Source organism: Pseudomonas mediterranea CFBP 5447 (assembly GCF_000774145.1).
GTDB classification, from domain to species: domain Bacteria; phylum Pseudomonadota; class Gammaproteobacteria; order Pseudomonadales; family Pseudomonadaceae; genus Aquipseudomonas; species Aquipseudomonas mediterranea.
Map to the genome: position 1 here is coordinate 1,415,158 of NZ_KN322987.1, position 12,850 is coordinate 1,428,007.

Consider the following 12,850-nt stretch of genomic DNA (forward strand, 5'->3'; position numbering starts at 1 on the left):
TGTACTCCCGAATTCTGATGAGCCATTGACCCAGGTCGCCGTCAATGCGCTTGAAACCAGCCATACTTAACCGTATCGCCATTCTCTGGAGTGCTTTTCATGTACTACGAACACATCCTGGTCGCCGTCGACCTCACTGAAGAATGCGATCCCGTCATAAAACGCGCTCGCGCCCTGTGCGATGGCCGAGAGACCAAACTGTCACTTGTGCATATCGTCGAGCCGATGGCCATGGCCTTTGGCGGCGATGTCCCCATGGACCTTTCCCAACTGCAGCAACAGCAGTTCGATCAGGCCAAGGAACGCCTCGACCGCCTGATCGTGAAATACCCGGATTTAAAACGGGAGAACAGCCACCTGACCTACGGCCAGCCGCGCCAGGAGATCCATCACCTGGCCAAGGAACAGGGTTGCGACCTGATCGTCGTCGGCAGTCATGGACGCCATGGCCTGGCGCTGCTGCTGGGTTCCACCGCCAACGACGTGTTGCATGGCGCGCCTTGCGATGTGCTGGCGGTGCACCTGGTCAAGCGCGCATAACCCCTGTGGGAACTGTTCACTCGGGCATTCAATGAAACTTGTGGCGAGGGAGCTTGCTCCCGCTTGAGTGCAAAGCACTCACAAAAAAATGGGGCCGCTTCGCAGCCCAGCGGGAGCAAGCTCCCTCGCCACAATGATTCAGGCTATGAGGGATTACGCATCCAGCTCGGCCCAACGCTCCACCAGCGCATCCAACTCAGCCTGCAACTGCTCCAGGTGCGCAATCACCTTGGCGGTTTCCGCAGCCGGTCGCTGGTAGAAGCCGGCATCGGCCATCTCGGCCTGAACTGCGGCAATCTGCGCTTCCTTGGCATCGATATCACCCGGCAACGCTTCCAGCTCGCGCTGCAGCTTGTAGCTGAGCTTCTTCTTGGCCGGGGTCGGGGCTGCGGCAGCTACCGGAGCAGGCTCGGCCTTGACCACGGCCGAATTCAAGTCGGCCTTGCCGGACTTGCTCTCGGTCACGCCCAAGAGCCGTGGTGAGCCACCCTGGCGCAGCCAGTCCTGATACCCGCCGACGTATTCGCGAACCCGACCTTCGCCTTCGAATACCAGGGTGCTGGTCACCACGTTGTCGAGGAATGCCCGGTCGTGGCTGACCATCAGCACGGTACCGTTGAAGGTCAACAGCACTTCTTCCAGCAATTCGAGGGTTTCCACGTCCAGGTCGTTGGTCGGTTCGTCGAGCACCAGCAGGTTCGCCGGCTTGCTGAACAGTTTCGCCAGCAGCAGACGGGCGCGCTCGCCACCGGACAGCGCCTTGACCGGCGTACGGGCACGCTGGGGGCTGAACAGGAAATCACCCAGGTAGCTCAATACATGGCGGCTCTGGCCATCGATCTCGATGAAGTCGCGGCCTTCGGCCACGTTGTCGATCACGGTCTTTTCCAGGTCCAACTGGTGACGCAACTGGTCGAAGTAGGCGACATCGATCTTCGTCCCCTCTTCCACCTTGCCGCTGGACGGCACCAGGCCACCGAGCATCAGCTTGAGCAAGGTGGTCTTGCCGGTGCCATTGGCACCCAGCAGGCCAATGCGGTCGCCGCGCTGCAGGACCATGGAGAAGTCCTTGACCAGGAACGGCCCGTCGGGATGGGCGAAGCTGACGTTTTCCAGCACCATCACCTGCTTGCCAGATTTTTCAGCGGTTTCCAGCTGGATATTGGCCTTGCCGGTGCGCTCGCGACGCTCGCTGCGCTCGACGCGCAAAGCCTTGAGGGCGCGTACGCGACCTTCGTTACGGGTACGACGGGCCTTGATGCCCTGGCGGATCCAGACTTCTTCCTGGGCCAGGCGCTTGTCGAACAACGCGTTGGCGGTTTCTTCCGCCGCCAGGACCGCTTCCTTGTGCACCAGGAAACTGGCGTAGTCGCCGTTCCAGTCGATCAGGCCGCCACGATCCAGCTCAAGGATGCGGGTCGCCAGGTTCTGCAGGAAGGAACGGTCGTGGGTGATGAACAGCACCGCCCCCTGGAAATCCTTCAAGGCTTCTTCAAGCCAGGCGATGGCGCCGATGTCCAGGTGGTTGGTCGGTTCGTCGAGCAGCAGCAGGTCCGGTTCGGAAACCAGGGCCTGGGCCAGCAGCACGCGACGACGCCAGCCGCCGGATAACTCGGCCAGGGTCTTGTCGGCCGGCAGTTGCAGGCGGCTCAGGGTGCTGTCGACCAGTTGCTGCAGACGCCAGCCGTCGCGGGCTTCGAGGTCGTGCTGCACATGCATCAGTTTTTCCAGGTCGGCATCGGTGACGATGTTCTGGCTCAGGTGGTGATATTCGGCCAGCAGCGCGCCGACACCGTCCAGGCCTTCGGCAACCACATCGAACACCGTCCGCTCGTCGGCCAACGGCAGTTCCTGGGGCAACTCACCGATTTTCAGGCCGGGGGCACGCCAGACCGAGCCGTCGTCGGGCTTCTGGTCGCCCTTGACCAGCTTCATCATGCTGGACTTGCCGGTACCGTTACGGCCGATGATGCACACCCGCTCACCACGGGCGATCTGCCAGGACACCTTGTCCAACAACGGCATCGCGCCGAAAGCAAGGGACACATCGCTGAATTTGAGCAGGGTCATGAGCTTCTCCAAAAACCGGGCGCGCATTCTACCTGAGATGAGACTTCAGGGGTCCGCCATTTTCTTCGTTGAAGCACTCTGCATAACAAATGTTGCGAACTTGCGCCGACGACCCCGCAAAGCTTTCGCCGGTTGCTGGCAAAAGGCTAAGCTACAGACAGTTACCCTGGGTTACCCCTTGGGCTTTTCATGTTTTTTCTGCCCGGATGTCTCATGCGCAGTCGCCTTATTACTGTTCTGTCTTGTTTTTTTGTGTGTGCCACTGCCGTTCAAACCGCTCAAGCGGTGGATATATCTACCCAGCGCCAATATTACGATGAAGCCAAGCGAGCCTTGGCCAAGGGTGATTCCGGCCCCTATTTTCGCTATAGCCAGGCCCTGCGCGATTACCCGCTGGAACCCTACCTGGCCTATGACGAACTGACCGCTCGCCTCAAGAGCGCGAGCAACGCCGAAATCGAGAAGTTCCTCGCCGAACACGGCGACCTGCCCCAGGCCAACTGGATGAAGCTGCGCTGGTTGCGCTGGCTGGCCGAGCGCGGCGACTGGGCGACCTTCGTCAAATACTACGACCCCAAGCTCAACTTCACCGAGCTGGACTGCCTCAACGCCCAGTACCAGCTCAGCCATGGCCTCAAGGCCGAGGGCTACGCCAATACGGAAAAGCTCTGGCTCACCGGTAAATCCCAACCCCAGGCCTGCGACGCGCTGTTCGGCCTGTGGGCCTCCCAAGGCCAGTTGACCGAGCAGAAACGCTGGGAGCGCGCCAAACTGGCGGCCCAGGCCCGCAACTATCCACTGGCCAACAGCCTGGTCAGCGGCCTGGTCACCCTCGCCCCTCGCGGCAAATTGCTGGTGGACGTGGCGCAGAAACCCGAATTGCTCAACCAGCCCTCGCGTTTCGTCCCGGCCGATGAGCCGATGTCGGACATCGTCAGCCTCGGCCTGCGTCGCCTCGCCCGCCAGGATCCGGATAAAGCCATGGCATTGCTGGACGGCTACGCCAGCACCATGCATTTTTCCCGCGACGAAAAAGTCGCCATCGCCCGGGAGATCGGCCTGACCCTGGCCAAGCGCTTCGACAGTCGCGCCCTCGACGTGATGACCCAATATGACCCGGAACTGCGAGACGACACGGTTTCCGAATGGCGCCTGCGCCTGCTGCTGCGCCTGGGTCGCTGGGACGACGCCTATCAGTTGACCCGTCGCCTGCCCGAGTCACTGGCCACCACCAACCGCTGGCGTTACTGGCAGGCCCGCAGCCTGGAGCTGGCTCAACCGCAGAACCCCGAAGCCTTGACGCTCTACAAACACCTGGCCCGCGAGCGGGATTTCTATGGTTTCCTGGCCGCCGACCGCTCCCAATCGCCCTACTCGCTCGCCAACAAGCCCTTGGTGCTGAGCCAGGCGCTGATCAACAAAGTGCGCAACACGCCGGGTGTCCGCCGGGCCCTGGAATTCCATGCCCGCGGGCAGATCGTCGACGGGCGCCGCGAGTGGTATCACGTTAGCCGGCATTTCAGCCGCGACGAAATGGTCGCCCAGGCGAAGCTGGCCTACGACCTGAAATGGTATTTCCCGGCCATCCGCACCATCAGCCAGGCCAAGTACTGGGACGACCTGGACATCCGTTTCCCGATGGCGCACCGCGATACCCTGGTGCGCGAAGCCAAGGTCCGTGGTCTGCATTCGAGCTGGGTGTTCGCGATCACCCGCCAGGAAAGCGCCTTCATGGATGACGCGCGCTCCGGCGTGGGCGCCGCCGGCCTGATGCAATTGATGCCCGGTACCGCCAAGGAAACCGCGCGCAAATTCAGCATTCCCCTGGCTTCGCCCCAGCAGGTGCTGGATCCGGACAAGAACATCGAACTCGGCGCAGCGTACCTGAGCCAGGTCCACAGCCAGTTCAACGGCAACCGCGTCCTGGCTTCGGCCGCCTACAACGCCGGCCCCGGCCGCGTACGCCAATGGCTGCGCGGCGCCGATCACCTGAGCTTCGACGTCTGGGTCGAAAGCATCCCCTTCGACGAAACCCGCCAATACGTGCAGAACGTCTTGTCCTACTCGGTGATCTATGGCCAGAAACTCAACTCGCCGCAACCGCTGGTGGACTGGCATGAGCGGTATTTTGACGATCAGTGAGCGCAGTAGCGACGAGTATCAAGCTTCAAGCGGCAAGCTGTACCTGAGAAGCAAATAAACCTGTGGGAGCGAGCCTGCTCGCGATGGCGTCAGCACAATCACATCACCGCAAGCTGACATACCGTTATCGCGAGCAGGCTCGCTCCCACATTGGGGGGTATGTGCCAGCAAGTCTCAGCCAAGCTGTGCCAAGGCCTGCTTGCCTGGCAGAGTGAGGCGATACCGTTGCGTCGGACTGCTGGGCGACTCTGGATCGGTCATCTCGATCAAGCCCGCCGTCAATGCCGGCTTGAGGTAGTTACCCCGAAAGGTAGCCTTGTGTACCAATCCCAATTTCCCCATCAGCTCACTGATTTTCAGTGGAGGCCCGCTGCCCAGTGTTTGAAGCAGCTTGGCTACTGGGTCGGTTACTAGGTCGGTTACTAGGTCGGTGGTCGGCTCATTACGAATCGCCTCCCCAAGTGCGATGTTCAGCGACTGCAGCATGAACTCCACGAAAGGCGTTGCCTCGGCAAGCCGGTCGGCGGCCGATAATGCAGCGTAGTAAGCGTCCTGTTGGTCGCGAATGACTGCCTCAACCGGCAAATAAGCCAGAATCGGCCTCCACCGGCTGAGAATCAGGGTTTGCCAGAGACGCCCCATTCTCCCGTTCCCGTCAGCGAACGGGTGAATGAACTCGAATTCATAGTGAAAAACGCAGCTGATCACCAGCGGATGCCAATCGCATGACCCGACCCACGCCAGCAGATCGTCGATCAGATGCCCCACACGGCTGGGGGGCGGAGCCATATGCACCAATTGGTCGCCCCGATAGATACCTACTCCAGCACGGCGAAACTGCCCTGCATCGTCAATCAAGCCCTGCATCAGTAGCTCATGTGCTCGAAGCAGGTCGGTCCGACTGTCAGGCCCCCAATCAGGCATGGCCTCGTAAGCGGCAAAGGCATTGCGCACTTCCTGGATCTCACGGGGTAACCCCAACACCCGCTGTCCGGCCAGAACCGCAGTGACCTGCTCGACACTCAAGGTATTGTTTTCAATCGCCAACGAGGCGTGAATCGTGCGGATCCGGTTTCCACGGCGCAATTGCGGAGTCTGTTGGTGATCATTGACAGCCGAAAGCTGACCGATCTGCTCGCTGATGTCAGCAATCAACCCCAGCATCCGGGTCGTCAATGTCAACGGTGGCGCGTAACGACTCATACCCTTATCCAAGCCAGATAAACAGTACGACATGATGCCCCACATGGGCGCCAACAGCACTCATTGAGCCACCTCCCCTTGCTGGTTGAACTGCAACGCCGCCAACCGCGCATACAGCTCATTGCTGGCAACCAGTTCCTGATGCGTGCCCACCGCCACCACCCTGCCCTGATCCATCACCGCGATCCGGTCGGCGTTCTTCACCGTGGCCAGACGGTGGGCGATGACCAGGGTGGTGCGGTTTTTCATCAGGTTGGGCAAGGCTTGCTGGATCAGGTGTTCGCTTTGCGCGTCGAGGGCGCTGGTGGCTTCGTCCAGCAGCAGGATCGGCGCGTCCACCAACAATGCCCGGGCGATGGCCAGGCGTTGGCGTTGGCCGCCGGATAATCCGAGGCCACCGTCGCCCAGGTGGGTCTGGTAGCCCTCGGGCATCTTTTCGATGAAGTCGTGGGCATGGGCGATCCGGGCCGCTTCGCGCACTTGCTCGGCAGTGGCGTCGGGATTGCCGTAGCGGATGTTTTCTTCCACGGTGCCGAAAAACAGCGCCGGGTTCTGTGAAACCAGAGCGAAATGACGGCGCAGGTCCAGGGGGTCGAGTCGGGTCAACGGCACATCGTCGATGAGGATCCGGCCTTGGGCCGGGTCGTAGAAGCGCAATAGCAGGTCATACACCGTCGACTTACCCGCACCGGACGGTCCGACCAGGGCGAGGGTCTCGCCGGCATTGACCGTCAGGTCCAGGCCATCGAGCGCAAAGCTTTCCGGCCGGGACGGATAGGAGAACCGTACGCCTTCGAGACGCAGATCGCCCCGGACCCGCTCGGGCAACGTTATCAGGTCCGAGGTTGGAGGCTGGATGATGTTCTGCGAGCGCAACAATTCGGCGATACGTTCGGCCGCGCCGGCGGCCCGCTGCAGCTCGCCGATCACCTCGCTCAGCGTACCGAAGGCGCTGCCGACGATCAGGCTGTAGAACACGAACGCCGCCAGCTCACCGCCGGAAATCCGTCCGGCGATCACGTCCATACCGCCCACCCAGAGCATCACGCCCACCGCCCCCAGCACCAGTACGATCACCAGGGTGATCAGCCAGGCCCGCTGGGCGATGCGTTTGCGTGCGGTCTCGAACGCCTGCTCCACCGTGACGGCAAAGCGTCGCTCATCCTGGACCTGGTGATTGTAGGCCTGCACGGTCTTGATCTGGCCCAGGGTTTCGGAAACGTAGCTGCCGACATCGGCGATGCGGTCCTGGCTCTGGCGAGACAGGCTGCGTACCCGACGCCCGAACACCAGGATCGGCGCCAACACCAGTGGCAGGGCAATCACCACGATGCTGGTGAGCTTGGGGTTGGTGATGAACAACAGCACGATGCCGCCGATCACCATCAGGGCGTTGCGCAGAAACAATGACAAGGAGGAACCGATCACCGATTGCAGCAAGGTGGTGTCGGCGGTCAGGCGTGACTGGATCTCCGAGCTGCGGTTGTTTTCATAGAACCCCGGGTGCAGGTACACCAGATGGTTGAAAACCTGTCGCCGGATGTCGGCCACCACGCGCTCGCCAATCCACGACACCAGGTAGAACCGGGAGAAAGTCCCGATCGCCAGGCCTATCACCAGCACCATGAACAAGCCGATGGACTGGTTCAGCAACTGCGGAGAACGGGTCATGAAACCCTGGTCCACCAGCAGCCGGATACCCTGCCCCATGGACAGGGTGATGCCCGCCGTGACGATGAGCGCCAGCAATGCACCGGCGACCTGCTTGCGGTAAGGAGCGATAAAACCACTGGCCAGGCCAATGGCGCGGCGATGTCGGGACGAAAGCATCAGTAGCATCCGATAATGCAACAGGGAAAGAATGGGGCGACAGTACCGAAGCGCGGCGGAACCTCTTTGAATCAGAATGAGTCAGGTTAAATATGACCGCGACGACTACCGACTAGGCTCTGTACGAAAAGTCTTGAGACGAAGGTCAGGCAAGGCGAAAACAGCCGAGGAACGCCCGGGGTCGCGTCCGACTGTACTGGAGTACATGAGCATTCCGAGGCTGTTTTCAACGCAGCATGAACGAGTATCAAGGCTTTTCGTACAGAGCCTAGAGAGTATCGGTCTAAAGTCTGACTGGAAACGTACAAGTATTTCTGTTTGAGTAGAGCTGTCGCCATGACCGACAAGGAGTGTCATTTCTCAGTCACCTGACGACAATACAGTAGGCACACAACCTGATGAGGAGACAGGCCATGTCCTTGCAACACAGCAGCGACGACAAGATTCAAGTGATCCGCACGCAACCGGACCAGTCCCTGGGCTGCTCGTTCATCGACGCCCAAGGGCGCGAAGTACCGATCACCGAAGAGATGATCCAGAAAGCCTGCAGCGAACTGGAAGAACGACTGGTCAAGCCTGCCGAACAAAAGTGATACAGCCCGTCTTCGATTGAACCCGACCTAGATGTCGGGTTTTTTGTGCCCATGGACTCTACCACCCTGTAGCAAGCTCCCTCGCCACAACAGCAACCCCGTGGATCAAATGAGGGTGGCACCCAGCGCACTCACGATCTGCTGCAACGCCGCTGACTGCCCTTCAATGCGCACCTTCAAGCTGTCGATCTCCCGACGTGGCGGGTAATGTTTGCGCAGGGCATCGAAAGCGCTGCGTTGCTCGCTGACCGTTCCCACCAGGCTACGGCGGAAGTCCGCATCGTCACGACGCGGGTCGTATACGCCACGGCACAGCGCGGCCAGCGCCCAGGCGGGATCGGTGGCAGCGTCCAGAGTGATGCCGCCCAACCAGGGACGAGGCAGCAGATCGCCGAGGCTGACCGCAACCGGTACCTCCAGGAACGCGCACAAGGCTTCATAGATCTGCGCCGTGCCGCGCTGGCGACCATCGAGGCTGTAGCCGGCAATGTGCGGCGTGGCGATCACGCACAGGTCCGCCAGGTCCACGTCCACCGTCGGCTCCTGCTCCCAGACATCCAGCACCGCTTGCAGGTCTTCACGCTCCAGCAGCACATTGCGCAACGCGGTGTTATCGATCACTGGCCCGCGGGCCGCATTGATCAGCCAGGTACCGGGCTTGAGGCTGCTCAGGCGCGGCTCATCGAAGAGATGCAAGGTGGGATGCTCGCCGTCGCGCGTCAGGGGGGTGTGCAAGCTGATCACGTCGCACTGCTCGATGATCTGTTCCAGGCTCACATAATCACCACCCTCGATTGCCCGACGGGGTGGATCGCACACCTTCACGTCCCAACCCAGCCCCTTGAGCACTGCGATCAAACGCCCGCCCACCTGACCTGCGCCGACCACGCCGAAGGTGCGCTGCCGCAGGTCCGCGCCTTCGATTTCGGCCAGGGTCATCAGGCTGCCCAGCACGTAGTCCACCACACCACGGGCATTGCAGCCAGGCGCACTGGCCCAGCGGATGCCGGCCTCGGCGAAGTAGTCCAGGTCCAGGTGATCGGTGCCGATGGTGCAAGTGCCGACGAAACGCACATTGCTGCCTTCCAGCAAGGCACGATTGACCCGGCTGACGGAGCGCACCAGCAACACATCGGCCTGCGCGACCGTGTCCCGGTCGATGCCGCGCCCCGGCACCCGGCGGATCTCACCGAAGTCCTTGAAAAAGGCATCGAGCAGGGGAATGTTTTCGTCGGCGACGATCAGCATGGCAAAGCTCCTTTGGCGGGGTGGGCAGTGTAGGCGTTCCGGTGTGTCTGCGCATTAGTGGTTAAGAATGATGTTGTGGCGAGGGGATTTATCCCCGCTGGGGTGCGAAGCGCCCCTTAGATTTTGCGACTGCTGCGCAGTCGAGCGGGGATAAATCCCCTCGCCACAAGGGTATCCACAAACTTCTGCCATTGTTTACAAATCCCCAACACAGCTTTTTTCCTGACCACTGCGTCAACGCGTAGAATCCGCCGCCTTGCGCTAATTTTTCGGACGCTTCGCCTGTGAATCCCGTGATCGACAACCCCACCCTTCTCTCTCGCCCGGCCCGGGTTCGCCTGGAGGTCAGGACGCTGCTGGCCCTGGCGCTGCCGATCATGGTGGCGCAACTGGCGACCACCGCCATGGGCTTCGTCGATGCGGTGATGGCCGGTCGCGTCGGCCCACGGGACCTGGCGGCAGTAGCGTTGGGCAACTCGATCTGGGTGCCGGTGTTTCTGTTGATGACCGGCACACTGCTGGCGACTACGCCGAAAGTCGCCCAGCGCTTCGGCGCTGGAACCTTCGACGAGATCGGCCCATTGGTGCGCCAGGCCCTGTGGCTGGCGCTGGCGGTCGGATTGATGGCGACGCTGGCGCTGTTCAGCGCCGAGCCGATCCTGCACATCATGAAGGTGGACCCGGAGCTGATCGGTCCCTGCATGGAATACCTGCGAGGGATCGGCACCGGCCTGCCGGCCGTGGCGCTGTACCACGTACTGCGCTGCTTCAGCGACGGCCTGGGCCGCACGCGACCGGCCATGGTGCTGGGGTTGTGCGGGCTGGCGCTGAACATTCCGCTCAATTACATCTTCATCTACGGACACCTGGGCGTGCCGGCCATGGGCGGCGTCGGTTGCGGCTGGGCCACGGCTATCGTGATGTGGGTCATGGCCCTGGGCATGGCCGGCTGGACGCGCTGGGCGCCGGCCTATCGGTCGAGTCAATTGTTCAGCCGCTTCGATTGGCCGCAGTGGGCGGTCATCCAACGTCTGCTGGGCATTGGCCTGCCGATAGGCATCGCGGTGTTTACCGAGTCGAGCATTTTTGCGGTGATTGCACTGCTGATCGGCAGCCTCGGCGCCACGGTGGTGGCCGGGCATCAGATCGCGCTGAACTTCAGTTCCCTGGTGTTCATGATTCCCTACTCCCTGGCCATGGCCGTAACGGTGCGGGTCGGCCAGACACTGGGACGTGGCCAGCCTCGCGAGGCACGCTTCGCCGCTGGCGTGGGTATGGGCGCGGCCCTGGCGTATGCCTGCCTGTCGGCGAGCCTGATGCTGACGCTGCGCGGGCCCATCGCCGCGATCTACACCGCCGACCCGGTGGTGATCGACGTCGCCTCGATGCTGATCGTATATGCGGCGCTGTTCCAGTTTTCCGATGCGATCCAGGTCACCGCGGCGGGCGCGTTGCGCGGCTATCAGGACACCCGGGTGACGATGATCCTGACCCTGTTTGCCTATTGGGGCATCGGCTTGCCGGTGGGTTATGCCTTGGGCCTTACCGATTGGTTCGGCGCCGCCAACGGCCCGAGCGGGTTATGGCAAGGGCTGATCGTCGGGCTGAGCTGCGCGGCGCTGATGCTGTCGATCCGCCTGGCCCGCAGCGCGCGCAAGCCGATCCGCAGCAGCCGCTCGACGGGTTAAGCGAGCTTCTTGCGGATCCAGTAGCGGTACGTACCGTCCACCTCGTCCTGGGCCACCAGTTCGTGGTCGAGAAACACACAGAACTTGGGGATGTCGCGGCGGGTCGAGGGGTCGGTGGCGATCACTTTCAACAGCCCGCCCGGCACCAGGTCACGGATGTGCTGGTGCAGCATCATCACCGGCTCAGGGCAATTGAGGCCGGAGGCATCCAGCGTACCGTCGACCGGCGTATCGTTCATTTCACTCATGTTCTACTCCTGAAACTGGCGGGCATTGTCGCGCAATGTCGGCGAGTGGTCACCCTCGGCTTAACGCCACATGCCCTGTGGGAGCGAGCCTGCTCGCGAAGGCGCAAGATCCGTCAGCATTGATGTTAATGACACATCGCTATCGCGAGCAGGCTCGCTCCCACAGGAACACTCAGCGGGATCTGGGCTTCTTGCTGTCCAACCGCCGCAAATGGCAAGTCACTTCCTCGCGGTCGTGGTACAGCTGCTTGCAGCCAATCTCCACCTTGATCCCCCGGGCCTTGAAGCCATCGGCAATGCGTTCGAGCAGGCGCTTCACTTCGGCATAGCGCTGCTTCATCGGCAGCTTGAGGTTGACCACTGCCTCGCGACAATGGCCCTCGCCGATCCACTCTTCCAGCATCGCCGCATTGCGCGCCGGCTTCTCGACGATGTCGCAGACCATCCAGTCCACCGGCTGCTTGGGCTTGAAGGTAAAGCCATCCGCCATCAGGTGCTGCACCAGACCGGTGTCCATCAGGCTTTCGGCCATCGGACCGTTGTCGATGGCCGTCACCAGCATCCCGCGATTGACCAGTTGCCAGGTCCAACCACCCGGCGCGGCCCCCAGGTCGACGCCGGTCATGTCACTGTGCAGGCGCTCGTCCCACTCCTCCCGTGGAATGAAGTGGTGCCAGGCTTCTTCGAGCTTGAGGGTCGAGCGGCTCGGGGCCTCCCGAGGGAATTTCAGGCGGGGTATCCCCATTGGCCACATCGCCGAGTTGTCCGCTTCCGCCAGCCCCAGGAACACTTCACGGCCACTTTTGAACGTCAGCAGCAGGCGCGGCTTGTGCGGATCGTCCACCAGCTTGCCGGCGCCGGTCAGCGCCTTGCGCAGCGGGCCTTCGAACTTCTTGCAGAAGTTCGACAGTTCCTTGCCATCGTTAGTATCGACCACTTCCAGCCACAAGCTGCCGCAGACTGGAAACTGCGCCATCTGGGACAGGATGACGCTGATACGGTCGGTTTCCGGCAGATCAATGAACGTGCCACGGGCCCATTGGCGCGGGAAAATCAGCCCGGCAAAACGCTGGCCGCGCATCAGCCGCTCGGCGCCGTCCGCTTCGGTGCAGACGAATTCGGCGCAGGCGCTGGCCGGTTTGGCCTTGGCATAGCCGGCCACGTTGAGCCGGGCCGCGTGTTCGGCGATCTCGGAACAGACCTCGCCCTCGAAGCCGGGCCGGCAGTGCATGAAAAGCGTATTCATTGAAACTCCGTAGCAAAGCCTGTCACGAAAACCGGCGCATGA

10 protein-coding genes are annotated in these 12,850 nt (G+C 61.8%); 4 read left to right on the top strand and 6 right to left on the bottom strand.

The window, feature by feature from the left end; all coding sequences use genetic code 11:
• Positions 1–99: 99 nt before the first annotated feature.
• Positions 100–540, top strand: a complete 441-nt coding sequence (locus tag N005_RS26145; protein ID WP_024777909.1) for a universal stress protein — start codon at positions 100–102, stop codon at positions 538–540.
• 153 nt (positions 541–693) lie between these two features.
• Here N005_RS26145 and N005_RS26150 read toward each other — a convergent pair whose 3' ends face one another.
• A complete protein-coding gene (locus N005_RS26150) occupies positions 694–2,610 on the bottom strand; it encodes an ATP-binding cassette domain-containing protein (RefSeq protein WP_047703823.1) in 1,917 nt (638 codons plus the stop codon).
• Positions 2,611–2,823: 213 nt separating this feature from the next.
• Between N005_RS26150 and N005_RS26155 the strand changes: the two genes are divergently transcribed.
• Positions 2,824–4,752: a transglycosylase SLT domain-containing protein gene (locus N005_RS26155; protein WP_047703824.1), complete on the top strand. Its 1,929-nt coding sequence runs from the start codon at positions 2,824–2,826 to the stop codon at positions 4,750–4,752.
• A 174-nt stretch (positions 4,753–4,926) separates the two neighbouring features.
• On the opposite strand, the gene N005_RS26160 is transcribed toward N005_RS26155, so the two are convergent.
• Together N005_RS26160 and N005_RS26165 are read right to left on the bottom strand one after the other, a co-directional pair.
• Positions 4,927–5,955, bottom strand: coding sequence for a Fic family protein (locus tag N005_RS26160; RefSeq protein ID WP_047704173.1), 1,029 nt, complete (start codon positions 5,953–5,955; stop codon positions 4,927–4,929).
• 60 nt (positions 5,956–6,015) lie between these two features.
• Positions 6,016–7,794 (bottom strand): ABC transporter transmembrane domain-containing protein, encoded by a 1,779-nt coding sequence (locus tag N005_RS26165; protein WP_162843614.1) that lies wholly within the window; start codon positions 7,792–7,794, stop codon positions 6,016–6,018.
• Positions 7,795–8,198: 404 nt separating this feature from the next.
• On the opposite strand from N005_RS26165, the gene N005_RS26170 reads away from it, so the two are divergent.
• On the top strand, positions 8,199–8,378 hold the full coding sequence (locus N005_RS26170) for a PA1571 family protein (RefSeq protein WP_047703826.1): 180 nt from the start codon (positions 8,199–8,201) through the stop codon (positions 8,376–8,378).
• Positions 8,379–8,483: 105 nt separating this feature from the next.
• On the opposite strand, the gene pdxB is transcribed toward N005_RS26170, so the two are convergent.
• Entirely contained in the window at positions 8,484–9,626 is a 1,143-nt protein-coding gene (pdxB, locus tag N005_RS26175; protein ID WP_047703827.1) for a 4-phosphoerythronate dehydrogenase PdxB, read from the bottom strand.
• A 284-nt stretch (positions 9,627–9,910) separates the two neighbouring features.
• On the opposite strand from pdxB, the gene N005_RS26180 reads away from it, so the two are divergent.
• Entirely contained in the window at positions 9,911–11,314 is a 1,404-nt protein-coding gene (locus tag N005_RS26180) for an MATE family efflux transporter (protein ID WP_047703828.1), read from the top strand.
• On the opposite strand, the gene tusA is transcribed toward N005_RS26180, so the two are convergent.
• Positions 11,311–11,562 carry a sulfurtransferase TusA gene (gene tusA / locus N005_RS26185; RefSeq protein WP_047703829.1) on the bottom strand — a complete coding sequence of 84 codons (252 nt, stop codon included), beginning with the start codon at positions 11,560–11,562 and terminating at the stop codon, positions 11,311–11,313. The genes N005_RS26180 and tusA overlap by 4 nt on opposite strands.
• A gap of 172 nt (positions 11,563–11,734) precedes the next feature.
• On the bottom strand, positions 11,735–12,808 hold the full coding sequence (rlmM, locus tag N005_RS26190; protein ID WP_047703830.1) for a 23S rRNA (cytidine(2498)-2'-O)-methyltransferase RlmM: 1,074 nt from the start codon (positions 12,806–12,808) through the stop codon (positions 11,735–11,737).
• Positions 12,809–12,850 lie beyond the last annotated feature (42 nt).